This is a genomic window from Prauserella sp. PE36 (assembly GCF_003311655.1).
Taxonomy (GTDB): Bacteria; Actinomycetota; Actinomycetes; order Mycobacteriales; family Pseudonocardiaceae; genus Prauserella_A; species Prauserella_A endophytica.
Map to the genome: position 1 here is coordinate 1 of NZ_QEQT01000090.1, position 23,148 is coordinate 23,148.

Genomic DNA, 23,148 nt, shown 5'->3' on the forward strand with positions numbered 1-23,148 from the left:
CGCAGGCATGGTGGCCTTCACTGCGTTGAACGCAGGCATGGTGGCCTTCACTGCGGCCGGGTCGACGCGGACGCTCAGTACTCGCCGTGCACGAGGTTGTCGGGCAACTCACCCTGCACGTAGCGCTCGATCTCCGCCACCGCCACCGCGTAGGACCGCCGTCGCGCGCCGCTCACCGATCCCGCCACGTGCGGCGTGATCAACACCCCCGGCACCGTCCACAGCGGATGGTCGCCGGGCAGCGGTTCCGGGTCGGTGACGTCGAGCGCGGCCCGCAGCCTGCCCGCCTTGAGCTCCGCCAGCAGCGCCTGGGTGTCCACCACCTGGCCTCGCGCCGCGTTCACCAGTATCGCGCCGTCGGGCATCGCAGCGAGGAACGCCGCGTCGACCATGCCCCGTGTGCGCGAGGTCAGCGGCACCAGTAACACCACCACGTCGGCGTCGGGCAGCAGTTCCGGCAGCTCATCGACGCCGTGCACGCCCTCCCTCGCGGAAAGGCCGACCATCGTGACCCGCGCGTCGAACGGCTCCAGCCTGCGGCGTAACGCGCCACCCACGTCGCCGGCACCGACCACGAGCACCCGCTTGCCCTGCAGGCTGTCTGTGCTCCTCGGTGCCCACGCGCGCTCGCCGCGCGCCTCGGCGAACGCGTCCAGCTCGCGGTACATCGACAGCAACGCCGCCACCGCCCATTCGGCCGTCGCCCCACTGTGGGCGCCCCGGCAGGTGGCGAGCAGCACACCGTCGGGCAGCACGTTCACCCAGGTCTCGGCACCCGCGCTGAGCAGCTGGATCAACCGCAGTCTCGGCAACCCGGCAAGCAGCGACTCCGCGCGCTGGGCCGCGCCGGGCCCGGGAATCAGCACCTCCGCGTCGGCCGCCTCGGGTGGCAGCGGCTTGCCGGAGTCGTAGCGGACCGGCCGCACACCGTCGACCTCCGCGAGGGCCCGCATACCGTCGTCGTCGGGTACCAGCACCGTGATCGTCACAGGACCCATCGTGGCGCATCGCTCCCGACCCGCTTACTCGCGGTTCACGGTGGGCCGCCTAGTCTCGGGGACTGTGCTGATCCGGCCCCGGAGAAGGTCGTGGCCGCTGGCCCTGCTGGCCGGCGGCGCGTTGTTGCTGTCCGGCTGTGCCGAGTTCGACGACAGCGCGGCGAGCGAGAACTGGCAGCCCGCGCCCGAGCTGACCCCTGAGGCGGGCCCTCAGCCCGAGCTGCCCGAGGCGGGCACCCCTGCCGTACCCAGCGGTCCCCCGACGTCACAGACCCCCATTCCGCCCCCGGACGGCTGCAAGGACTTCGACAAGGCCGTGATCGCGACGTGCCTGGACACCGTGTCGGCGGTCGCTGCGCTGCCCACGGACGGCTCCACCATCGGCGCGCTGGCCGCCGAGCGCAAGAGCGGCCGCGTGTTCCTCGTCGGCGCCGATGCGGAGAAGTCCGAGTTCGCGAAGCTCGACGTGGTCGCCGCCGGCGACGGCGGGCTGACCGGGCTCGCGCTGTCGCCGACCTACGGCGAGGACGGGCTCGTGTTCGCCTACATCACCACGCCGACCGACAATCGGGTGGTCCGTTTCGCCGAGGGCCAGCCGCCGAAACCGGTGCTCACCGGCATCCCGAAGGGCCAGACCGGCAACCGCGGCGCATTGCTCACCGACGGCAACGGCTCCCTGCTCGTCGCCACGGGCGACGCGGGCAACCCCGCCTCGGCGGCCGATTCCAGCTCCCTCGCGGGCAAGGTCCTGCGGATCACCCCGGCCGGCCTGCCCGCCGAGGACAACCCGAGGCCGGACTCCCCCGTGCTGGCGAGCGGACTGCACAACCCCGGTGGGATGTGCAAGACCACCGACGGCTCCCGGCTGTGGGTCACCGACCAGGGCCCCGACAAGGACGCGCTGTACCGCATCCAGCCCGGCAGCGACCTGAGCGTGCCCGCGTGGACATGGCCCGACCGCCCCGGCGTCACGGGCTGCACCGACTGGACCGACGTGCTCGCAGTCGCCACCTCGACCGGCGCCAACGTGCAGAACCTGCCGCTCACCGAGGACGGTTCGGTCGGCGGAAAACCGCAGGTCACGATGGACGGAAACAACGGGACCAGCTACGGCAAGCTCGGGGCGCTCGACCCCGTGACGCCCGACGTCGCGGTGGCGGGCACGATCAACAAGGACGGCGGCACGCCGGTGTCCAGCGACGACCGCGTGGTGCTGGTGGTCCGCCAGCCCGCCTCCGGCTCCGGCCGCGACTAGGCGCACCCCGCGTGCAGTGGCCGCATGGGTGGTCCGCCCAGCCCGCCTCCGGCTCCGGCTCCGGCTCCGGCCGCGACTAGGCGCACCCCACTGCAGTGAAGGCCACCTTCACTGCATGGAATCAGACACAGCGGCGCGCAGCGCCTCCGGTTGGGTGGTGGTGGGAGACGGGTGGGCGCAGTGAAGGTGGCCTTCACTGCGGTCGGGGCTAACGGGTTCGGGGGAGTTTCCGGGGTCGGCGGGACTCGGCGCGGGCCTCGCGCAGGTCCAGGATCGCCGCCACCAGCGAGGCGAGCACCGCGAGCGCGGCCAGCCAGCGGCCGAGCCCGGCGTCCACCGACACGCCGCTCTCGGCGAGCAGCGCGCGTTCCTCGCCGCCGAACTGCCAGTCGATGAGCACCCAGCCGAGCACGAACGACACGAGCGCGACCGCCGAGGCGACCAGCCACAGGTGCGGCAGCCCGCCGGTACGCGCCGAGGGCACCCGGCCGAACGCCGCGACGGCGAGCCCGGCGAGCAGGAGCAGCAGCGGCGGGAACCAGGCGAAGAACGTCGAGTTCCACGCCGAGCGAGACACGTCGCCGCCCGGCAGCGACGACAGCGCAGCCTGCACCTCGGGGTTGTCCGCGCTGAGCACGGTCCACGGCAGGAACAACGTGACGAGCGCGAGCAGCCCGGCACCGAGGCCGAGCCACTCGCGCCAGGTGACGCGGGACAACAACGCGATCAGGCGCCCACGCGCTCGAGGATCAGCTCGCGCACGCGCTTGGCGTCCGCCTGTCCCTTGGTTGCCTTCATGACGGCGCCGACGATCGCACCGGCCGCCTGCACCTTGCCACCGCGGATCTTCTCCGCGACGTCCGGCTGCGCCGCCAGCGCTTCGTCGACCGCCGTGAGCAGGGCCGAGTCGTCGGAGACGACCTTGAGGCCGCGGTTGGCCACCACCTCGTCCGGCTCGCCCTCACCGGCCAGCACACCCTGCACGACCTCGCGGGCGAGCTTGTTGGTCAGCTCGCCGGACTTCACCAGCTCGATCACGCGGGCCACGTGGACCGGGGTGATCGCCAGATCTGCCAGCTCCACGTCGCGGGTGTTGGCCTGCTGAGTCAGGTACTGCACCCACCAGCTGCGGGCCTCGCCCGGCTCGGCACCGGCGTCGACCGTCGCGGCGACGAGGTCGGCGGCCCCGGTGTTGACGAGGTCGCGCAGCTCCTCGTCGGTGAGGTTCCACTCGGCCTGGATGCGCTTGCGGCGCTCCCACGGCAGCTCCGGGATCGTCGCGCGCAGCTCCTCGACCCACTCGCGGCTCGGCGCGATCGGCACCAGGTCGGGCTCGGGGAAGTACCGGTAGTCCTCGGCGGTCTCCTTGGTGCGGCCCGCCGACGTGCTGCCGTCGGCCTCCTGGAAGTGCCGGGTCTCCTGGGTCACCGTGCCGCCGGAGGCCAGCACCGCCGCCTGCCTCGTCATCTCGTAGCGCACGGCGCGCTCGACGCTGCGCAGCGAGTTCACGTTCTTCGTCTCGGTGCGGGTGCCGAACTCGCTCGTGCCCTTCGGCATGAGCGACACGTTCGCGTCGCAGCGCAGCGAGCCCTGGTCCATGCGGACATCGGAGACGTCCATGGCCCGCAGCAGGTCACGCAGCGCGGTCACGTACGCGCGGGCCACCTCCGGGGCTCGCTCCCCCATGCCCACGATCGGCTTGGTGACGATCTCGATCAGCGGCACGCCCGCGCGGTTGTAGTCGAGCAGCGAGTGCTCAGCGCCATGGATACGGCCGGTGGCGCCGCCGACGTGCAGCGACTTGCCGGTGTCCTCCTCCATGTGCGCGCGCTCGATGTCCACGCGCACCACCTCGCCGTCGTCGAGCACGACATCGAGGTGGCCGTTGAAGGCGATCGGCTCGTCGTACTGCGAGGTCTGGAAGTTCTTCGGCATGTCGGGATAGAAGTAGTTCTTCCTGGCGAACCGGCACCACTCCGCGATCTCGCAGTTCAGCGCCAGCCCGATGCGGATCGCCGACTCCACCGCCCTGCCGTTGACCACCGGCAGCGCGCCGGGCAGACCGAGGCACGTCGGGCAGACGTGGGTGTTGGGCTCTCCGCCGAACAGGTTGGGGCAGCCGCAGAACATCTTGGTCTTCGTGGACAGCTCGACGTGCACCTCGAGCCCCAGCACCGGGTCGTAGCGTTCGACGACCTCGGCGTAGTCCATCAGGTCGACAACGGCGGTCATTTCGTCGCCTCCGCGGTAACGAGTACGTCGGCGGTCACGCCGAGACCCCCTTCAGTTCAGGAATGCGGTCCAGCAACGGTCCGCGCGCCACCTCGTAGGCCGCACCGACGCGGTAGAGCCGGTCGTCGGCGAGCGCGGGCGCCATGATCTGCAGCCCCACCGGCAGACCGTCCTCGTCGGACAGTCCACTCGGGACGCTCATCGCGGCGTTTCCGGCCAGGTTGGCCGGGATGGTGCACAGGTCGGCGAGGTACATCGCCAGCGGGTCGTCCACGCGCTCGCCGATCTTGAACGCCGTGGTGGGCGTGGTGGGCGACACGAGCACGTCGACCTTCTCGAACGCGGCGGAGAAGTCACGCGTGATCAGCGTGCGCACCTTCTGCGCCGAGCCGTAGTAGGCGTCGTAGTAGCCCGACGAGAGCGCGTAGGTGCCGAGCATGATGCGACGCTTGACCTCAGCGCCGAACCCGGCCTCGCGGGTCAGCGACATGACCTCCTCGGCACTGTGCGTGCCGTCGTCGGCCACGCGCAGGCCGTAGCGCATGGCGTCGAACCGCGCCAGGTTGGAGGAGCACTCGCTCGGCGCGATGAGGTAGTACGCGGGCAGCGCGTAGGTGAAGTTCGGGCAGGACACCTCGACCACCTCGGCGCCCAGGTCCTTGAGCTGCGCGACCGCGGCCTCGAAGGAACGCTGCACACCCGGCTGGTAGCCCTCGCCGGAGAACTCCGCGACCACGCCGACCTTCACGCCAGTGAGGTCGCCCTTGAGCCCCGCCCTCGCGGCGGTGACGACGGGCGGCACGGGCGCGTCGATCGACGTCGAGTCCATCGGGTCGTGCCCGGCGATCACCTCGTGCAGCAGCGCCGCGTCGAGCACCGAGCGCGCGCACGGACCGGCCTGGTCGAGCGAGGACGAGAACGCCACGAGCCCGTAGCGCGAGACACCACCGTAGGTGGGCTTCACACCGACCGTGCCGGTGACGGCGGCGGGCTGGCGGATCGAGCCGCCGGTGTCGGTGCCGATCGCCAGCGGCGCCTCGAACGCGGCCAGCGAGGCCGAGGAGCCGCCGCCGGAGCCGCCGGGGATGCGCTCGCGGTCCCACGGGTTGCGGGTGGGCCCGTACGCCGAGTTCTCGGTGGAGGAGCCCATCGCGAACTCGTCCATGTTCGTCTTGCCGAGGATCACGACGCCCGCCTCGCGCAGTCTGCGCGTCACCGTGGCGTCGTAGGGCGGCAGCCAGTTCTCGAGCGTCTTCGACCCGCACGTGGTGGGCACGCCCTTGGTGGTCAGCACGTCCTTGAGCGCGAGCGGCACGCCCGCGATCGGCGACACGGGCTCGCGGCCCTCGGCGAGGTCGCCGTCGACCTTGCGGGCGGCGGCGAGCGCGCCCTCGGTGTCGACGTGCAGGAACGCGTTGACGGCGCCGTCCACCTCGGCGATGCGGTCGAGGTGCGCCTTGGTCGCCTCGACCGAGGTGATCTCCTGCTTGTGGATCTTCGCGGCGAGCTCGCTCGCGGTGAGCCTGGTCAGGTCGGTCACTGTTCTTCCCCCAGAATGCGCGGTACCCGGAACCTGCCCTCTTCGGCCGCGGGCGCGCCGGAGAGCGCCTGCTCCTGGCTGAGGCTCGGCCGGATCTCGTCGGCGCGGAACACGTTGGTCAGCGGCACGGCGTGCGAGGTCGGCGGGATGTCGTCCGCCGCGACCTCACCGACCTTGGCCACCGCGTCGAGGATCTGGTCGAGCTGGCCTGCGAAGACGTCCAGCTCCTTCTCGGTGACGGCCAGCCTGGCCAGCTTGGCGAGGTGCGCGACCTCGTCGCGGGAGATATTCGACACGCGGGTGACTCCGGAAGGGGATTCGGGTGTTCCTCCCGGCAGTCTATGGCGTGCGGCGGACCGGGCTCGACCGGGTTGTTCGCCCGGCAGCGGGCACACTGTGCACGTGGCCACGCCGGCGGTGGCTGCGCGCGCCGTCCGCGTTCTGTCACAATCATCGGCCGGCATACGCGCTCCACGGCAAGGAGGGAGTGCCCGAGGAGACGACAGGTCTGAAAGCTGCGGTGAGCTGCTTGAATGAGGTGAGGAAGCTGTCCGGGACCGGCACCGGTGCCACCTGTGGCCGGACGAGGACCGAGAGGGGCTCAGGGTGTCGTTCCTGATCAGGGTTCAGCTCCCCGACAGCCCGGGCACGCTGGGAGCCGTGGCCACCGCGCTGGGCCTCGCCGGAGCCGACATCCTCAGCGTCGACGTGGTCGAGCGCGGCAGCGGCGTCGCCATCGACGACCTGGTGGTGGAGCTGCCCTCGGGCAGGCTGCCCGACGCGCTGATCACCGCGGCCGAGAGCGTCGAGGGCGTCGAGGTCGACGCCGTGCGCCCCTACGCCGGGGTGCTCGACACCCACCGCGAGCTGGAGCTCGTCGAGGAGATCGCCGCGCAGCCGGCCACGGGCCTCGACCTGCTCGCGGAGGGCGTCCCGAAGATCATCCGGGCGGGCTGGTCGGTGGTCGTGCAGCACAGCGACGACGGGGTGGAGCCGCTGGCCTCGTCCAGCGCCGCCCCGGAGACGGCGATCAAGGACATGCCGTGGCTGCCGCTCGAGCGCGCGACCGTGCTGGACGGCGAGGAGTCGTGGGTGCCCCCGACCTGGCAGGAGCTGGGCACCGAGCTGGCCGCGACGCCGCTGGGCAAGCCGGACCGGGCGCTGCTGGTGGGCCGCCCCGGCGGGCCGATGTTCCGCGCCGCGGAGGTCGCCCGCCTCGCTCACCTCGCCGGCATCGTCGCGGTGGTGCTCGACAGCTGAGCCGGGAGGCTCAGAGGTCGAGCAGCGGTTCCGTGCGCAGCTTGGGAGCGACCGCGGCGATCCGCTCGTAATCGCGATCGCGATGCACAAGAACGGCGCCGCGACGCAGAGCGACGGCGGCGATCAGCGTGTCGATCGACGACCGCACGGTGTGACCCGACTCGCGGACGGCTCGGTACAAGTGAGCCGCCTGATGGAAGTCGAGCTGCGGATCGATGTCCAGCCGCACGAGCCCATCGAAGACCCGCTCGACCCGGCCGACAGCCGCCGAATGAACGCCCTGCAGGACCTCCATGGCGACCGGCTGCGTCGTCGCAAGGTAGGCGGGCGCTTCCTTGAGCTCCGCCAAGCGTGCCGTCGCCTTGCCTTCCCGAGCACGCATCCAGTCGATCCACACACCGGAATCGATCAGGTGGAGTGCCACTTGTGCTCCGGATCCGTGCCGCGGCGCATCTCCTCGAGGTCGCCTTCCCAGCCGATGCCCCGCAACGACTCGATGTCATCAGGGGTGATCGTCGGCGTCACTTTGCGCAGAGCGAAGTCCACGGCTTCCCGCTTGGTGCCCAAGCCATACCGGCGCATCACTTCGGCGACCAGATCGTCGTCGATGTCTATGTTCGTCCGGCTCATACACAAAGTGTACACACCGAAGGTGTATGGGACTCAGAGTTCGAGGGCGTAGGCCAGCAGGGTCACGCTCGGCACCGGCGTCCAGTCGCGGTCCGGCAGGCGGCGGAAGCCGAGTCGCTCGTACAGCCGGTGCGCGGTTCTCATCGCCGCCAGGCTGCACAGCACCACCCGCGACGCGCCCAGCTCGCGGGCTCGGTCGAGCACGGCTCTGGTCAGCGCCTCGCCGACCCCTCGGCCACGTGCCCGCTCGGCCACCGCGAGCATCCGGAACTCCAGCTCGCCCTCGCGCGAGATCTCCGCGTAGCGGGAGCCGTGGGTCGCCACGGTGACCGTGCCCAGCAGCGCGCCCGAGGCGTCGACCGCGGCCAGCAGCTCGGCGTGCTCGGCCCGGTGGGCGGCGTCGCGCAGCTCGTCGGCGTAGGACTCGCCCGCGTCGTGGTCGAGCAGCCCGTCCGCCTCGTACGCGGCCACCGTGAGCTCCCCGAGCTCGGCCAGCTCGCCGGGCAGCGCGCGCCGGACCGTGATCTCACTCATCGCCGTCGCCCGTCGCCTCGGCGACCTCGCGCGCCGCGTCGGGGCCCTGGTCGAGCAGCACGCGGAAGCCGTTCTCGTTCAGCACCGGCACCTTGAGCTGCACGGCCTTGTCGTACTTCGATCCCGGCGCGTCGCCGACCACCACGAACGCGGTCTTCTTCGAGACCGAGCCCGCAGCCTTCCCGCCGCGGGCCATGATCGCCTCCTTGGCCTCGTCGCGGGAGAACGTCTCGAGCGAGCCGGTGACGACGATCGAGAGTCCCTCCAGGTTGCGCGGGATCGAGGTGTCGCGCTCCTCCTCCATCCGCACGCCCGCGCGGCGCCACTTCTCGACGATCTCGCGGTGCCAGTCCACGGCGAACCACTCGCGGACCGCCTTGGCGATGGTGGGACCGACGCCGTCGACGTCGGCCAGCTCCTCCTCGCTTGCGTCGTCGATGCGCTGGATGGAGCCGAACTCCCGCGCGAGCGCCTGCGCGGCGGTGGGGCCGACGTGCCGGATCGACAGGCCGACGATCACCTTCCACAGTGGACGGTCCTTGGCCGAGTCGAGGTTGGCGAGCAGCCGGGCGCCGTTGGCGGAAAGTTCACCCGCCTTGGTGACGAACAGGTCGACCTGGAGCAGCTTCTCCTCGTCCAGCTCGAAGACGTCGCCCTCGTCGGCCACCACCCCGGCCTGCAGCAGCGCACCCGCAGCCTCCCAGCCGAGCACCTCGATGTCGAACGCGCCGCGCCCCGCGAGGTGGAACAGGCGCTCACGCAGCTGCGCGGGGCACGACCGCGCGTTGGGGCAACGGATGTCGACATCGCCCTCCTTCTGGTACGCCAGCCGCGTGCCGCACTCGGGACAGTGGGCGGGCATCACGAACTCGCGCTCGGAACCGGTGCGCACGTCCACGACGGGACCGAGCACCTCCGGGATCACGTCGCCCGCCTTGCGGATCACCACGCGGTCGCCGATGAGCACGCCTTTGCGCTTGACCTCCTCCGCGTTGTGCAGGGTCGCCATCGCCACCGTGGAGCCCGCGACCTTCACCGGCTCCATCACGGCGTACGGCGTGACGCGGCCGGTGCGCCCGACGTTGACGCGGATGTCGAGCAGGGTGGTGGTGGCCTCCTCCGGCGGGTACTTGAACGCGATCGCCCAGCGCGGGGCCCGCGAGGTGGCGCCGAGCCTGCGCTGCAGCGACACCTGGTCGACCTTGATCACCACGCCGTCGATCTCGTACTCGGCGTCGTGCCGGTGCTCGCCCCAGTACTCGATGTGCTCGACGAGGCCCTCGGCCGTCTCGATCACCTTGCTGTAGCCCGACACCGGAAGGCCCCACGCCGCGAGCGCCTCGTACGCCTCCGACTGCCGCTCTGGGTCGAACCCGTTGCGCTTGCCGAGGCCATGACAGATCAGCCGCAGCGGGCGCGAGCGCGTGACCTTCGGGTCCTTCTGCCGCAGCGAGCCCGCCGCGGCGTTGCGGGGGTTGGCGAACGGCGGCTTGCCTGCCTCCACCAGCCGCGCGTTCAGCTCGGCGAACTCCTCGACGCGGTAGTAGACCTCGCCGCGCACCTCCACCAGGTCGGGCACGGCGAAGCCGTCACTCGCGGTCAACCGGTCGGGTACGTCCTGCAGCGTGCGGACGTTGAGCGTCACGTCCTCGCCGGTGCGTCCGTCGCCGCGCGTGAGCGCGCGCGTGAGCCTGCCCTTCTCGTACAGCAGGTTCACGGCGAGGCCGTCGATCTTCAGCTCGCACAGGTACCGCGTCTGCCCGCCGACCTCACGCTCGACGCGGTCGACCCACGCGCGCAGCTCATCGAGGTCGAAGGCGTTGTCGAGGCTGAGCATGCGCTCGAGGTGGTCGTGAGCGGTGAACTCGGTGGAGAACATGCCGCCGACCCGCTGCGTCGGCGAGTCGGGCGTGGCGAGGCCGGGGAAGCGTTGCTCAAGCTCCTCCAGCTCCCGCAGCAGCCGGTCGAACTCACCGTCGCTGATCGTCGGCGAGTCGAGTACGTAGTAGCGGAACTGGTGCCCGCGCACCTCCTCGGCCAGCGCCGTGTGCCGCTCGCGCGCGTCGGCGGGGACGTCGGCGATGTCCTCGGCCGCCTGCGTGCCCTCGGGCGCCTCCGCTACCTGATCCGCAAGGTCCTCACTGCTCACAGCCGCAAAGCCTATGCGGTACCACCGACATTGTCGTGCGAGCCGTGCAGGCCCTCGACGAGCTCGCGCAGTTCCACGAGGCTGATGGTGCCCGTGGGCTCGGCGACGGCGGTCTCCACCCTGCGCAACCGCTCGGCGGCGAGCCGCTCGCCCAGCGCGGCGTCGAGCGGCAGGAAGGTCATCGCCCGGCGTGCCGCCTCGGCCAGTTCGGCCATCACCGGATGGTGCACGGCGACGTCCACCACGTGCTCGGCTTCGTCGACCTGCGCCACCACCCGCACGTCGGCGAGCGCGATGCGGTGCTCGCCGAGGTTCACGGTCACCTTCTCGGGGTCGGGCACCGGCGGCACCGAGTCGTGGTACTCCCACAGCGCGTCGTCCGGCGGAGCGGCGGCCTTCCACGCGTCCGTGTAGGGCCGCAGGGCGGGATCCTCCTGCCCGCTCACGACGAGTGCGTAGATCGAACGGTGCCCTCGCTCCAGCGAGAACTGCAGTGCGGGGTGCACGCGCGCGACGGCGTCGAGCAGCAGCGTCTCCACCCGGTGCGGCTCGCCCTCGCCGAGCGCCGCGCTGATCTCGGGCAGCAGCTCGTCCCAGCGCCGCCAGAACCCCTCCGCGGCGGCCGCCGGATCGGCGGGCACGGGCTCGTCGGGCCACGGGGTGCGCGGATCTGGCGGTTCGTCCTCATCGCGGCGCTTGCGCCGGAACCAACTCACCTGTGCAGTCCTACCAGCCCTCGGGCGGCTCGATGAACGCTTTGCCGAGATCGCGGGTGAGCGACAGCGCGCGGCGCACCCACTCGCCCCGGGCACCGGCCAGCCCGCACGTCGGTGTCGGCAGGGCCCGCTCGGCGAGTATCGACCGGTTGAACCCGAGCCGGTCGACCAGCCGCAGCGCGGGGCTCGCGACGTCACGCAGGCCCGGCGGCACGGCGGGCGCCTCGGCCGGCACGAGGCCGAGCAGCAGTTCGGTGCCCGCGTCCCACGCCTCGCCGAGCTCGTCGAGCAGCGAACCGGGAGCACCGTCGAGCAGCGTGGCGTCGATGGCGAGCGCACCGGCCCCAGCCGCGCGCAACAGCGCAACGGGCGGGCGCGACGCGCAGCAGTGCACGATCACGGGGTTGCCGGTGACCTTCTCGACGCCGGACACGACGGTCGCGAGCAGCTCGCGCGCCTCCGGCTCGGGCACCGCGTCCACGGTGCCGTAACCCGATGGGGTGGGAAGTGCGCCGGCCAGCACCGTCGGCAGCGACGGCTCGTCGAGCTGCACCACCACGCCCGCGCCCGTGCGCTGGGTCAGCTCGGCGACATGCCCCGCGAGGCCCTCCAGCAGCGACTCGGCGAAGTCGCGCGTGGCGCCGTGGTCGGTGAGCACCCGGTGCCCCCGTGCCAGCTCCACGCCCGCCGCGAGGGTCCATGGGCCCGCGACCTGTGTCTTCACCACCGTCGGGCGCGCGCCCGCGCGGTCGGCGGCGTCGGAGAACGCGTCGACGTCCCACCGGAGGAGATCCACCGCGCGCCGATGGTGAGCACCCGGCCTGGCGGTGACGCGGTAGCCGCTCGGGACCTCCTCGACGGCGAGGTCGACGAGCAGTCCCGCCGTACGGCCGACAAGATCGGCTCCGAGCCCCCGGTCCGGGAGTTCGGGCAGGTGAGGGAACTGGGGCAGCTCGCCGAAGACGATCGTGGCGGCCTCGGCCGCTGCGTTAGTGCCGGTTCCCGGCATCGAGCCGATACCCGTGCCGACTCCGTGGGGCCATGCTTGCTCGGTCACGCCCGACATTGTTCTCCAGGTACCTTCTTCCGTATCGAAACCCCTGCGAACAAAGGAGGTGAGACGCATGAGAGTGGCACTCGCACAGACCGACTGCCGGCTCGGCGACGTTGACGGGAACCTCGCCGATACCGAACGGATCATCAAGGACGCGGCTGCGCAGCACGCCGACTTGGTGGTCTTCCCAGAGCTCAGCCTCACGGGCTACGCACTCGGGCAGCTCGCCGACGACATCTCGCTGTGGCCCGACGACTCGCGTCTCGCCGACCTGTCGCGGCACGGGCCCGACGTGGTGATCGGCCTGCTGGAGGACGGCCGGATCCGCAGGCACAACTCCGCGCTGTACCTGTCGAACGGCCAGCTCGTGCACAACCACCGCAAGCTGTACCTGCCGAACTACCTCATCTGGGAGGAGCGCAAGCACGCCAGCCCTGGCCAGCACATGCGGGCTTTCGAGACTCGGCACGGCCGGTTCGCCACGCTCATCTGCAACGACGCGTGGCAGCCGATGCTGCCGTGGCTGGCGGCGCAGGACGGCGCCGAGCTGCTGATCGTGCCCACCAACAGCGCGGCGAAGCTCACGGGCGGCTCCTTCGACCCCGCCGAGTACTGGCACGACCTGCTCACGTTCACCGCGCGCATGCAGCAGTGCTGGGTGGTGTTCGTGAACCGCGTCGGCGACGAGGCCGGCGTCCGGTTCTGGGGCGGCTCGCGGGTGCTCGACCCGTGGGGCTCGGCGGTGGCGACGGCGCCGAACTGGGACGAATCCCTGCTGGTGGTGGACATCGACCCCTCGGCGGTGCGCAGGCGGAGGCGGGAGATCCCGCTGCTGGCCGACGCGCGCCTCGGGCTGCTGCGCCGCGAGCTGGAACGCCTCATCAACGAGAGCGGCAGCGACTGAAGAGCAGGTCAACCTTGACAGGCAAGTGACGACTTGCCTATAACTAGGTCGTGGACGCAGAGCCCGACCTGTTCAAGGCCCTCGGCGACGCGACGCGACGCACCATCCTGGACGAACTGACCGACAAGGACGGTCAGACGCTGTTCGAGATCTGCGGCCGGCTGACGATGAAGCACGGCCTGGCCTCCTCACGGCAGGCCATCTCGCAGCACCTCGCGGTACTCGAACAAGCCGGGCTGGTGCACACCCGGCGCCAGGGCCGGTACAAGTTCCACCACATCGACACGAGCCCCCTGCGGTCGATCGTCGAGCGGTGGCCCATCGACCGAGAGGAACCCAACCCGTGATCCGCATCAACATCACCAGCGTCTTGGTGGACGATCAGGCCAAGGCGCTCGCCTTCTACACCGAGAAGCTGGGGTTCATCAAGAAGACGGACGTGCCCGCGGGCGGTGCGCGCTGGCTCACCGTGGTCTCCCCCGCCGACCCGGACGGCGTCGAGCTGCTGCTCGAGCCGGACGGCCACCCGGCGGCGGGCCCGTTCAAGAAGGCCCTCGCCGCCGACGGCATCCCGTTCACCCAGTTCGCCGTCGACGACGTGCACGCCGAGGTCGAGCGGCTCAAGGGGCTCGGCGTCCAGTTCACCCAGGAGGCGACCGACCTCGGCCCCGTTGTCACCGCCGTCCTCGACGACACCTGCGGCAACCTGATCCAGCTCGCCGCTATGAAGTAAGCGCACGCTCGGTGACGTGTGTCTCAGGTGGCTGGCTCCCGTGCGACGCTGCTGTTCTGATCGAAGTTCGGCACTTTGAGAACAGTGAGGTCGCGCGTGGAACCGCTCGAGGACGACAACAGCAGGCACTGGACCGAGCCGGGTGTCTACGCGGTGTCGCCAGGGGTCTACCGGATCCCCCTGCCGCTGCCGAACGACGCGCTACGCGCGGTGAACGTCTACGCGCTCGTCCACGGTGACTCGCTCGTTCTCATCGACTCCGGCTGGGCGCTCGACGCGGCACAGGAACAGCTGGAGACGGGGCTGAAGGGGCTGGGCGCCGGGCTCGCCGACGTCAGCCGGTTCCTGGTGACACACGTCCACCGCGACCACTACACGCTCGCGGTGGCACTGCGCCGCAAGTTCGGCAGCAAGATCGCGCTGGGCCTGCTGGAGGAGCCGTCGCTGCGGATCACCTCGGACCCCGAGGCGCAGCCGATCCAGGCGCAGGTGCGGCTGCTGCGGCGGGCGGGCGCCGAGTCGGTGGTCGAAGAGCTGGCCAAGGCGTTCAAGCACCGGCAGCGCACCGAGAGCACCTTCTGGGAGGAGCCGGACGAGTGGCTCACGCCGGGCAGGCGCACCGTGCTGCCGGGCCGGGAGCTCGACGTCGTGCACACCCCCGGCCACACGGCGGGGCACGTCGTGTTCGCCGACGGCGCGGCAGGGCTGATGTTCTCGGGCGACCACGTGCTGCCGCACATCACTCCGTCGATCGGCTTCCAGCCCGCGCCGCCCGAGCTGCCGCTGCGCGACTACCTCGGTTCCCTGCGCGTGGTGAGGGAGCTGCCGGACATGCGCATGCTGCCCGCGCACGGACCCGTGTCGCCGAGCGTGCACGCGCGGGTGGACGAGCTGCTCGCCCACCACGACGAGCGGCTCGCCGAGACCGGTGAGACCGTCGCGAGCGGAGCCCAGACGGCGTACGAGTCGGCGCTCAAGCTGACGTGGACCCGCCGCGAGCGGGTGCTGACCGAGCTGGACGCGTTCAACCAGATGCTCGCGGTCCTGGAGACCGGCGCGCACCTGGATCTGCTGGTGTACCAGGGAAAGCTCGCCGCGACCGACGTCGACGGCGTCCGCCACTACACCCTCCCCTGAGCACAGCCACCCCAGCCGCAGTGAAGGCCACCTTCACTGCGTTCAACGCAGTGAAGGTGGCCTTCACTGCGGTCGGGTGAGCGGGCAGGGTCAGCCTGCGAAGCGGTCGCGCAGTTCCCGCTTGAGGATCTTGCCGGAGGCGTTGCGCGGCAGGTCGTCGACGAAGTGCACGGCCTTGGGGACCTTGAACGCGGAGAGCGTGCCCTTCACGTGTGCCAGCAGCTCGTCGGCGTCCACATCCTCCCTGCGGACCACGACCGCGGTGATGGCTTCGATCCACTTCTCGTCGGGCAGGCCCACCACGGCGACCTCCGCGACGGCCGGGTGCGAGTAGAGCGCGTCCTCGACCTCGCGCGAGGCCACCATCACGCCGCCGGTGTTGATCACGTCCTTGATGCGGTCGACGACGAAGATGTAGCCCTCCTCGTCGATGCGCACCAGGTCGCCGGAGTGGAACCAGCCGCCCTGGAACGCCTCCTCGGTCTCCTCGGGCTTGTCCCAGTAGCCGAGGCACAGCTGCGGCGAGCGGTAGACGACCTCGCCCAGCTCGCCCGGCGCGACGTCGTTGCCCTCGGAGTCCACCACGCGCAGCTCCACGAACAGCACTGCGCGGCCAGCGGAGTCAGGCCGCGCCGCGTGCTCCTCAGGCCGCAGCACCGTGGCGAGCGGACCGATCTCCGACTGGCCGAAGCAGTTGTAGAAGCCCAGCTCCGGCATCGCCTGGCGCAGCCGTTCCAGCACCGGCCCCGGCATGATCGACGCGCCGTAGTACGCCTTGCGCAGCGCCGAGAGGTCGAAGTCGCCGAACTCGGGGTTGTTCGCGAGCGCCACCCACAGCGTCGGCGCCGCGAAGAACGCGCGGTGCCGGTCGGCGGCCAGCCTGCGCAGGATCTCGGCGGGGTCGGGCACCTCGAGCAGCGTGTTGGTGGCGCCGACCATCAGCCACGGCACGAGGAACACGTGCATCTGCGCCGAGTGGTACAGCGGCATCACGTGCAGCGGGTCGTCGTTCTCGGTGAGGTCGAGGTTCACCACGCACGACAGGTACTCGTGCAAGAGCGCACGGTGGGTCATCATCGCGCCCTTGGGCCGCGACGTGGTACCGGAGGTGTAGAGCAGCTGCACGAGGTCGTCCTCGTCCACCTCGGCGTCGAGCACGGGGACCTCGCCCGATCGGGCGGCGGCGAGGAGCGAGTCCTCGGACTCGCGCAGCGGGAGCACCTGCTTGGGCGGCGCCGCGAGCGCGTCGAGGTCCTCCCGCAGCGCGGGGTCGGCGAGCACGACGGTGCTGCCCGACTGCTCCAGCAGGTACGCCAGTTCGGCTCCGGCGAGGTTGAAGTTCACCGGAACGTGCACGAGCCCGGCCCTTGCGCACGCGAGGAAGCCGATCAGGTAGGCGTCGGAGTTCTTGCCGTAGGCGGCCACGCGGTCGCCCTTGGCGAGCCCCAGCGACAACAGGTGCGCGGCCGCTCGCGTGACCGCCGCGTCCAGCTCGGCGTAGGTCCACTGCCGGTCGGCGAACCGCAACGCGACCCGGCCCGGAACGCGCGCGGCACTGCGGCGAAGGACATCGGAGACCGTGCTGGACCTGACCGTGCTCGTCATCGAGAACCTCCCGCGGCGTCCGAGGGTCGTCACGCCGTGGACGCGATCTTCGCACTCCCGAGCACGAGGTCGCCAGCGGCGGCGTCGGAGCGGTACAGCACGGCCACCTGTCCCGGCGCCACACCCTGCAGCGGTTCCCTGAGCTGGATGCTCACGCCGCCCTCGACGGCCTCGGCGACGGCGGGCGCCGTGCCGCCGTGCGCGCGCACCTGCACCACGCACTCGGTTGGGCCTGGCAGCGGGTCGCCGGGCCAGACGGGCCGGTCGGCATCGATCCGGTTGACGCCGAGGTCGCGCGACGAGCCGACCTTGACCGTGCCCGACACCGGCTCCAGCGAGAGCACGTAGCGGGGCCTGCCGTCGGGGGCGGGCGCGTCGATGCCGAGTCCCTTGCGCTGGCCGATCGTGAACCCGTGCACGCCCGTGTGCCTGCCCAGCACCGCCCCGGTCTCGGCATCCACCAGGTCGCCGGGCCGCTCGCCGAGCCTCGACTCCAGGAACTTCTTGGTGTCGCCGTCGGGGATGAAGCAGATGTCGTGGCTGTCGGGCTTCTGCGCCACGGACAGACCGCGTTCGGCCGCCTCGGCCCGCACGTCGGGCTTACGGGAACCGCCGAGCGGGAACATCGCGTGCCGCAACTGCTCGGGCGTCAGCGACGCGAGTACGTACGACTGGTCCTTGTCCGCGTCGGCGCTGCGCCGCAGCTGCGGCACGCCATCCACAACGGACAGGCGCGCGTAGTGGCCGGTGCACACGGCGTCGAAGCCGAGCGCCATCGCCTTGTCGAGCAGCGCCTCGAACTTGATCTTCTCGTTGCACGTGACGCACGGGTTGGGCGTGCGGCCCGCGGCGTACTCACCGACGAAGGTCTCCACGACCTCCTCGGTGAACCGCTCGGCGAAGTCCCAGACGTAGAAGGGGATCCCGAGGATGTCGGCGGCACGGCGCGCGTCGTGCGCGTCCTCGATCGTGCAGCAGCCCCGGGAGCCGGTGCGCAGCGTGCCGGGCTTGGCCGACAGCGCGAGGTGCACGCCGACCACGTCGTGTCCCGCCTCGACGGCCCGCGCGGCGGCCACCGCCGAATCGACTCCCCCGCTCATCGCGGCCAGTACCCGCACCCCTCACACCTCCTGCTTGTGCTTGCGCATGCCGGCCAGCCCCGCCTGCCTCGCCCGGTCGACCACCCCGCGCAGCTCGCGGGCCAGCGCGTCGACGTCGTCCCGCGTCGAGGTGTGCCCGAGCGAGAACCGCAGCGAGCCACGTGCCGACGCGGCGTCCGCCCCCATCGCCAGCAGCACGTGGCTCGGTTCTGCGACGCCCGCGGTGCACGCGGAGCCCGTGGAGCACTCGATGCCCTTGGCGTCGAGCAGCATCAGCAGGCTGTCGCCCGCGCAGCCGGGGAAGGTGAAGTGGGCGATCCCTGGCAGCCGTCCCGCCGGGTCGTCGGCGGGCACGCCGTTGAGGATCGCGTCCGGCACCTCGTGCAGCACGGCGGCGACGAGGTCGTCGCGCAGCTTGCCGATGTCGTCGAAGGTGGCCTGCCGGTTGCGCACGCTCGAGCGCACGGCGGTGGCGAAGGCGTGGATGGCGGGCACGTCGAGCGTGCCGGAGCGGACCTCGCGCTCCTGACCGCCGCCGTGCAGCAGCGGCACGCACGGGGTATCGCGGTCGAGCAGCAGCGCCCCGACGCCGTACGGCCCGCCGAGCTTGTGCCCGGTGAGGGTCAGCGCGCTCGCACCGCTGGCCCCGAAGTCGACCTCAGTCGCGCCGACCGCCTGCACGGCGTCGGTGTGCAGCGGAATGTCGTACTCGGCGCAGATGGACGCGAGCTCAGGCAGCGGGTTGATCGTGCCGACCTCGTTGTTGGCCCACATCACGGTGACCAGGGCGACGTCTCCGGGGTTGGCCTCGATCGCGGCGCGCAGCGTCTCCGGCAGCACCCGACCGGTGGCGTCGACCTCCAGCCACGTGACCTCGGCACCGGCGTGGCTCGCCAGCCAGCTCACGGCGTCGAGCACGGCGTGGTGCTCGACGGCACTGGCCAGCACGCGGCGGCGAGCCGGGTCGGCCTTGGTACGGGCCCAGTAGATGCCCTTGACGGCGAGGTTGTCGCTCTCGGTGCCCCCTGCGGTGAAGATCACCTCGGAGGGCCGGGCGTTCAGCGCCTCGGCGACGGCCTCGCGGGCCTCCTCGACCACGCGTCGCGCCCTGCGGCCCGAGGAATGCAGCGAGGAAGCGTTGCCCACGGTGGACAGCGCTTCACTCATCGCCGTGACGGCGTCGGGCAACATCGGGGTGGTCGCCGCGTGGTCGAGATAGGTCATCGCCTGTCCAGGGTAGTCGTGCCCCCGCGGCCGTGGCTGCGGTACCGCTCACGCCGGTCGTGGACCGGCTGAGCAGCGCACCCAGCCCGGCGACGGGGCCGTAGCGAGCGGGGACGGGTGCGGTACGGCCCAGGTGAGGGCGGCCACGCCCGTCACGACGGTCGCGCTCCTGGGTGCCCCAGCTCGCCGGCCGGGCCGCCCCGCCGTGGCGCTGCGGCGCCCGGGTGTCCACAGCGCCGAGCGGCGGGGCGGCTCCCGCGTCTTCGTCATGCCTCCACGGCGCGGCCTCCAGCGCGGTGGAGGCCGACTCCCGTCACGGGATTCCGGCGAGCGAGGTCTCCAGCGTGTCCTGTGCGAGGTCGTTGTCCACCATCTGGCCGGTGAGGTAGGCGTTGTAGGCGGGCAGGTCGAGGTGCGCGTGCCCGCACAGCGCCGTCAGGATCACCTTCTGCTCGCCCGACTCCTTGCAGCGCAGGGCTTCTCGCACGCACGCGGCCAGCGCGTGGGTGGGCTCCGGCGCGGGGATGATGCCCTCGGTGCGGGCGAAACGCACGCCCGCCGAGAAGCACTCCTGCTGCGGCACGGCGATGGCCTCCAGCAGGCCGAGCTCGTAGATGTGCGACAGCAGCGGGGACATGCCGTGGTAGCGCAGGCCGCCCGCGTGGATCGGGTCCGGGATGAACTCGTGGCCCAGCGTGTGCATCTTGAGCAGCGGCGTGAGGCCCGCGGTGTCGCCGAAGTCGTAGGCGTAGCGGCCACGGGTGAGTGAGGGGCACGCGGACGGCTCGACGGCGCGGATCTCCGGCGAGATGCGCCCGGCGAGCTTCTCGCGCAGGAACGGGAAGACCAGCCCTCCGAAGTTGGACCCGCCGCCCGTGCAGCCGACGATCACGTCCGGAGTGTCCTCGGCGAGCTCGAACTGCTTGATCGCCTCCTCGCCGATGACGGTCTGGTGCAGCAGGACGTGGTTGAGGACGCTGCCGAGTGCGTAGCGCGCGTTCGGGTCGCCCGCGGCCTGCTCGACGGCCTCGCTGATGGCGATGCCGAGGCTGCCGGTGGAGTCGGGGTGGTCGGCGAGCACCTTGCGGCCGGCCTGTGTGAGGTCGGAGGGGCTCGGGTGCACGGTCGCGCCGAACGTCTCCATCATGATCTTGCGGTAGGGCTTCTGGTCGTAGGAGGCGCGGACCTGCCACACCTCGCAGTCGAGGCCGTAGGTGGCGCACGCGAAGGCGAGCGCGCTACCCCACTGCCCTGCGCCGGTCTCGGTGGTGAGCCGGGTGACGCCCTCGGCGGCGTTGTAGTACGCCTGGGGCACGGCGGTGTTGGGCTTGTGGGAGCCGACCGGGCTCACGCCCTCGTACTTGTAGTAGATGCGGGCGGGGGTGTCGAGCAGCTTCTCGAGGCGGCGGGCGCGGTAGAGCGGCGAGGGCCGCCAGAGGCGGTAGACGTCGAGCACCTCACCCGGAATGTCGACATAGCGATCCGCCGTCACCTCCTGCGCGATGAGCGCCTGCGGGAACAGCGGGGCGAGGTCGTCGGGGCCGACGGGCTCGCGGGTGCCGGGGTGCAGCGGCGGCGGTGGCGGCTCCGGGAGGTCCGGCACGACGTTGTACCACTGGGTCGGCAGGTCGTCTTCGTCGAGAAGGTACTTCGTGCGGCCGGCCATGATGCGCCTCCCAAGGCAAGGGCTGAGCGAGAAGGGAGCAAGGGACCTTTGCTCCCGGAAAACGGTAGTAAAGCTCCCTTGCTTCGCAACAGAGTGAGCCATGAGGTTCCTGTGGGTGACGACTGCAGTGAAGGCCACCTTCACTGCGTTGAACGCAGTGAAGGTGGCCTTCACTGCGGCCGCACCACACTGCTGCCCGGTCCGGGAGAATGGGTCACGTGGGACGAACGATCGACTGGGCCGACGGGACCGTGGTGATCGTGGACCAGTGCGCGTTGCCTGCCGAGCACCGGCTGCTGCGGCTGGCCACGGTCGACGAGCTGATCGGCGCCATCCAGCGCCTCGCCGTGCGCGGCGCGCCCGCGCTCGGCGCCGCCGGTGCGCTCGGGGTCGCCCTCGCCGCTCACCGGCACGGCACCGACACCGCCGCCGTCCACGCCGACGCAGAGCGGCTCGCCACCGCCAGGCCCACCGCGGTCAATCTCCGCTGGGGGGTCGAGCGCGCGCTCGCGAAGCTGTCCGGCGGCACCGGCGCCGTGCTCGCCGAGGCGCTGGCCATGCTCGACGAGGACGAGCGCGTCAACCGCGAGGCGTCCGGGCACGCCGCGCGGCTGCTGCTCGACACCTGCGCCCGCCGCCCGCTGCGCCTGCTGACCCACTGCAACACCGGCCGCCTCGCCACCGTCGACTGGGGCACCGCACTCGGCGTCGTCCGCCAGCTCCACGCCGACGGACAACTCGAGTATGTGCTCGCCGACGAAACCCGGCCCCTGCTCCAGGGCGCCCGCCTCACCGCGTGGGAGCTCGCGGAGGAGGCGATCCCCTACCGGCTCCTGCCCGACTCCGCCGCGGCCGCCGCGATGGCACGCGGACTCGTCGACGGCGTCGTGGTGGGCGCCGACCGCATCGCCGCGAACGGCGACACCGCCAACAAGATCGGCACCTACGGCCTCGCGCTCGCCGCCGCCCGCCACGGCCTGCCGTTCGTCGTCGTGGCTCCGTCGTCGACAGTCGACGCGAGCCTGCCCGACGGCGGGGCGATCGTGATCGAGGAGCGCGCCCCCGAGGAGGTCACCCACGTCGCGGGCAGCCCGGTCGCACCGAAGGACGCACCGGTTTTCAACCCGGCCTTCGACGTCACGCCCGTCGATCTGATCACGGCGGTCGTCACCGAGCACGGCGTGGTCGCGGGTACGGCACGGTGATTCGCTCGACCACCGTGCCCCGGAGTGCCTGCGGTCTCGCCGGGTGGAGACCGCCGTGGCCGCAAAACTCGACGGCAGGCTTTCAGCGCCCACCCCGTCGATCGAGCAGACAGGCGAGGAGCACGGCAAGCGCTCCATCCTGAGAGCAGCGCGCCAAGGCCGGGCCTGGACACCGTCTGGCCGCGACTGTCCACCTCGGACCGCCGACTTCGGCCCGCGATGCGGGGTTGCGGCCGAGAGTCCAACCTGAACGGCTACCTGCGCAGGCTGCGCACGGCACCGACGCTCGACGCGCTCGCGCTCACGTGGTTCGGCCGCTGAGCAGCTTCTCGGTGTAGGCGGCCAGCCGGGCCGCGGCGCCGAGGTCGAGGGTTTTCAGTGACCTGCCGACGGGTGTGCCCCGGTCGATCGCGGACAGCGGTTCCGCCGGCGGCCGGTCGATCCACTCCACAATCGGCCGCACCGAGTCCGCCACCGGACGGGCGAAGGCCTTCGCGAGCAGCCCGAGCGCTCCCCGGACCACCGGGTGCGGGTGACCGTCCACCCCGCTGCGGGTGAACCCGGGGTGGTAGAGCACGTAGCTCGCCTTGCTCGCCGCCTGCTCGGCGAACCAGACACCCAGCAGGTCGTTCGCCCTGCCTGCCTGCAGCTGAGCACGCACCTGGCCGTAGCCGCGGGTGAGCTGGGGATCCTCCCAGTGGATCCGCCCCGCGGTGTTGCCCACCCCGGCTACGTTGACGATCACCGGGTCGGTGCCTGCGTCGAGCAGCGGGCGCAGCCCGTGGCTGAGCAGGTAGCGGCTCAGGTAGTACAGGGCGAACGTGGCCTCCAGGCCGTCCTCGGTCTCCCGCCGCCTCGGGTTGACGCGGTTGGCGAACAACGCCAGCGCGTCGACGCTTTCGTGTTCCTCGCCGATCCGCGCGATCACCCGTTCCGTCTCCGCGATCGACGACAGATCGGCCCGCAGAAACCGGAGATTCGGGTTCGCGGCGTGGTCCAGCAGCGCGCGGCCCTTGGCGTCGCTGCTGCCGATCACGGTGACGTGGTCACCTCGCGAGAGCCGTTCCAGCGCGGTCGCGCGCCCCATGCCGTCGGTTCCACCGCTGATGATCACGGTCTTCCGTGGTTGGCTCGGCACGATTTCCCCCTAGGCTCGGCATCGACCGGCTCATCGTCGGCCGTCCCGCCGCGGACCGAAAGAAGGCA

The 23,148-nt window shown here is 71.5% G+C and carries 23 protein-coding genes; 7 read left to right on the plus strand and 16 right to left on the minus strand.

Annotation, left to right across the window (positions count from 1 at the left end; genetic code table 11):
• Positions 1-74: 74 nt before the first annotated feature.
• Entirely contained in the window at positions 75-989 is a 915-nt protein-coding gene (locus DI005_RS28070; RefSeq protein WP_170200532.1) for a 2-hydroxyacid dehydrogenase, read from the minus strand.
• 76 nt (positions 990-1,065) lie between these two features.
• Between DI005_RS28070 and DI005_RS28075 the strand changes: the two genes are divergently transcribed.
• The gene (locus DI005_RS28075; protein WP_113644152.1) at positions 1,066-2,253 is read left to right on the plus strand and encodes a sorbosone dehydrogenase family protein; all 1,188 of its coding nucleotides are present in this window, start codon (positions 1,066-1,068) and stop codon (positions 2,251-2,253) included.
• 208 nt (positions 2,254-2,461) lie between these two features.
• Here DI005_RS28075 and DI005_RS28080 read toward each other — a convergent pair whose 3' ends face one another.
• From DI005_RS28080 to gatC, 4 genes are read right to left on the minus strand one after another with little or no spacing between them, the layout of a single operon-like run.
• Entirely contained in the window at positions 2,462-2,971 is a 510-nt protein-coding gene (locus DI005_RS28080; protein ID WP_113644140.1) for a hypothetical protein, read from the minus strand.
• Between the two features lie 8 nt (positions 2,972-2,979).
• Positions 2,980-4,485, minus strand: coding sequence for an Asp-tRNA(Asn)/Glu-tRNA(Gln) amidotransferase subunit GatB (gene gatB, locus DI005_RS28085; RefSeq protein WP_113644141.1), 1,506 nt, complete (start codon positions 4,483-4,485; stop codon positions 2,980-2,982).
• A gap of 34 nt (positions 4,486-4,519) precedes the next feature.
• Positions 4,520-6,025 carry an Asp-tRNA(Asn)/Glu-tRNA(Gln) amidotransferase subunit GatA gene (gatA, locus tag DI005_RS28090; RefSeq protein WP_112271776.1) on the minus strand — a complete coding sequence of 502 codons (1,506 nt, stop codon included), beginning with the start codon at positions 6,023-6,025 and terminating at the stop codon, positions 4,520-4,522.
• Entirely contained in the window at positions 6,022-6,321 is a 300-nt protein-coding gene (gene gatC / locus DI005_RS28095) for an Asp-tRNA(Asn)/Glu-tRNA(Gln) amidotransferase subunit GatC (protein ID WP_110342118.1), read from the minus strand. Before gatC ends, gatA begins: the two co-directional genes overlap by 4 nt.
• A 310-nt stretch (positions 6,322-6,631) precedes the next feature.
• Here gatC and DI005_RS28100 point away from each other — a divergent pair, with 310 nt between their 5' ends.
• Positions 6,632-7,285 (plus strand): ACT domain-containing protein, encoded by a 654-nt coding sequence (locus DI005_RS28100; RefSeq protein WP_112271774.1) that lies wholly within the window; start codon positions 6,632-6,634, stop codon positions 7,283-7,285.
• A 10-nt stretch (positions 7,286-7,295) separates the two neighbouring features.
• Here DI005_RS28100 and DI005_RS28105 read toward each other — a convergent pair whose 3' ends face one another.
• From DI005_RS28105 to DI005_RS28130, 6 genes are read right to left on the minus strand one after another with little or no spacing between them, the layout of a single operon-like run.
• A complete protein-coding gene (locus DI005_RS28105; protein WP_113644142.1) occupies positions 7,296-7,709 on the minus strand; it encodes a PIN domain nuclease in 414 nt (137 codons plus the stop codon).
• A complete protein-coding gene (locus tag DI005_RS28110) occupies positions 7,694-7,915 on the minus strand; it encodes a type II toxin-antitoxin system VapB family antitoxin (RefSeq protein WP_113644143.1) in 222 nt (73 codons plus the stop codon). The genes DI005_RS28105 and DI005_RS28110 overlap by 16 nt, the downstream gene beginning before the upstream one ends.
• Positions 7,916-7,948: 33 nt before the next feature.
• Positions 7,949-8,449 (minus strand): GNAT family N-acetyltransferase, encoded by a 501-nt coding sequence (locus DI005_RS28115; protein WP_112271770.1) that lies wholly within the window; start codon positions 8,447-8,449, stop codon positions 7,949-7,951.
• Positions 8,442-10,598 carry an NAD-dependent DNA ligase LigA gene (gene ligA, locus DI005_RS28120; RefSeq protein ID WP_113644144.1) on the minus strand — a complete coding sequence of 719 codons (2,157 nt, stop codon included), beginning with the start codon at positions 10,596-10,598 and terminating at the stop codon, positions 8,442-8,444. Before ligA ends, DI005_RS28115 begins: the two co-directional genes overlap by 8 nt.
• An 11-nt stretch (positions 10,599-10,609) precedes the next feature.
• Positions 10,610-11,314, minus strand: a complete 705-nt coding sequence (locus DI005_RS28125) for a hypothetical protein (protein WP_113644145.1) — start codon at positions 11,312-11,314, stop codon at positions 10,610-10,612.
• A 10-nt stretch (positions 11,315-11,324) separates the two neighbouring features.
• Positions 11,325-12,380, minus strand: coding sequence for a methionine synthase (locus DI005_RS28130; protein ID WP_199543268.1), 1,056 nt, complete (start codon positions 12,378-12,380; stop codon positions 11,325-11,327).
• A gap of 58 nt (positions 12,381-12,438) precedes the next feature.
• Here DI005_RS28130 and DI005_RS28135 point away from each other — a divergent pair, with 58 nt between their 5' ends.
• The 4 genes from DI005_RS28135 to DI005_RS28150 all read left to right on the plus strand — a co-directional run bounded on the left by DI005_RS28135 (position 12,439) and on the right by DI005_RS28150 (position 15,142).
• On the plus strand, positions 12,439-13,272 hold the full coding sequence (locus DI005_RS28135) for a nitrilase-related carbon-nitrogen hydrolase (RefSeq protein WP_112271764.1): 834 nt from the start codon (positions 12,439-12,441) through the stop codon (positions 13,270-13,272).
• 50 nt (positions 13,273-13,322) lie between these two features.
• A complete protein-coding gene (locus DI005_RS28140) occupies positions 13,323-13,619 on the plus strand; it encodes a helix-turn-helix transcriptional regulator (protein WP_112271762.1) in 297 nt (98 codons plus the stop codon).
• Positions 13,616-14,005, plus strand: coding sequence for a VOC family protein (locus DI005_RS28145; RefSeq protein WP_112271760.1), 390 nt, complete (start codon positions 13,616-13,618; stop codon positions 14,003-14,005). The genes DI005_RS28140 and DI005_RS28145 overlap by 4 nt, the downstream gene beginning before the upstream one ends.
• A gap of 96 nt (positions 14,006-14,101) precedes the next feature.
• Entirely contained in the window at positions 14,102-15,142 is a 1,041-nt protein-coding gene (locus tag DI005_RS28150; RefSeq protein ID WP_113644146.1) for an MBL fold metallo-hydrolase, read from the plus strand.
• Between the two features lie 90 nt (positions 15,143-15,232).
• On the opposite strand, the gene DI005_RS28155 is transcribed toward DI005_RS28150, so the two are convergent.
• The 4 genes from DI005_RS28155 to DI005_RS28170 all read right to left on the minus strand — a co-directional run bounded on the left by DI005_RS28155 (position 15,233) and on the right by DI005_RS28170 (position 20,737).
• Complete coding sequence (locus tag DI005_RS28155) at positions 15,233-16,747, minus strand: acyl-CoA synthetase (protein WP_113644147.1); 1,515 nt, start codon at positions 16,745-16,747, stop codon at positions 15,233-15,235.
• Between the two features lie 29 nt (positions 16,748-16,776).
• Entirely contained in the window at positions 16,777-17,865 is a 1,089-nt protein-coding gene (gene mnmA / locus DI005_RS28160) for a tRNA 2-thiouridine(34) synthase MnmA (RefSeq protein WP_112271755.1), read from the minus strand.
• 3 nt (positions 17,866-17,868) lie between these two features.
• A complete protein-coding gene (locus DI005_RS28165; RefSeq protein ID WP_113644148.1) occupies positions 17,869-19,071 on the minus strand; it encodes a cysteine desulfurase family protein in 1,203 nt (400 codons plus the stop codon).
• Positions 19,072-19,384: 313 nt separating this feature from the next.
• Positions 19,385-20,737 carry a TrpB-like pyridoxal phosphate-dependent enzyme gene (locus DI005_RS28170; protein WP_113644149.1) on the minus strand — a complete coding sequence of 451 codons (1,353 nt, stop codon included), beginning with the start codon at positions 20,735-20,737 and terminating at the stop codon, positions 19,385-19,387.
• A gap of 209 nt (positions 20,738-20,946) precedes the next feature.
• On the opposite strand from DI005_RS28170, the gene mtnA reads away from it, so the two are divergent.
• Positions 20,947-21,942: an S-methyl-5-thioribose-1-phosphate isomerase gene (mtnA, locus tag DI005_RS28175; RefSeq protein WP_112271752.1), complete on the plus strand. Its 996-nt coding sequence runs from the start codon at positions 20,947-20,949 to the stop codon at positions 21,940-21,942.
• A gap of 301 nt (positions 21,943-22,243) precedes the next feature.
• Here mtnA and DI005_RS28180 read toward each other — a convergent pair whose 3' ends face one another.
• Positions 22,244-23,080, minus strand: a complete 837-nt coding sequence (locus DI005_RS28180; protein WP_112271751.1) for an SDR family NAD(P)-dependent oxidoreductase — start codon at positions 23,078-23,080, stop codon at positions 22,244-22,246.
• Positions 23,081-23,148 lie beyond the last annotated feature (68 nt).

What these genes read in the sequence shown, in the direction of transcription:
- gatB (WP_113644141.1), bottom strand. Translation starts at nt 4,485, where the DNA reads ATGACCGCCGTTGTCGACCTGATGGACTACGCCGAGGTCGTCGAACGC.
- DI005_RS28110 (WP_113644143.1), bottom strand. Translation starts at nt 7,915, where the DNA reads ATGAGCCGGACGAACATAGACATCGACGACGATCTGGTCGCCGAAGTG.
- DI005_RS28115 (WP_112271770.1), bottom strand. Translation starts at nt 8,449, where the DNA reads ATGAGTGAGATCACGGTCCGGCGCGCGCTGCCCGGCGAGCTGGCCGAG.
- DI005_RS28130 (WP_199543268.1), bottom strand. Translation starts at nt 12,380, where the DNA reads ATGTCGGGCGTGACCGAGCAAGCATGGCCCCACGGAGTCGGCACGGGT.
- DI005_RS28135 (WP_112271764.1), top strand. Translation starts at nt 12,439, where the DNA reads ATGAGAGTGGCACTCGCACAGACCGACTGCCGGCTCGGCGACGTTGAC.
- DI005_RS28155 (WP_113644147.1), bottom strand. Translation starts at nt 16,747, where the DNA reads ATGACGAGCACGGTCAGGTCCAGCACGGTCTCCGATGTCCTTCGCCGC.
- DI005_RS28165 (WP_113644148.1), bottom strand. Translation starts at nt 19,071, where the DNA reads ATGACCTATCTCGACCACGCGGCGACCACCCCGATGTTGCCCGACGCC.
- DI005_RS28170 (WP_113644149.1), bottom strand. Translation starts at nt 20,737, where the DNA reads ATGGCCGGCCGCACGAAGTACCTTCTCGACGAAGACGACCTGCCGACC.
- mtnA (WP_112271752.1), top strand. Translation starts at nt 20,947, where the DNA reads ATGGGTCACGTGGGACGAACGATCGACTGGGCCGACGGGACCGTGGTG.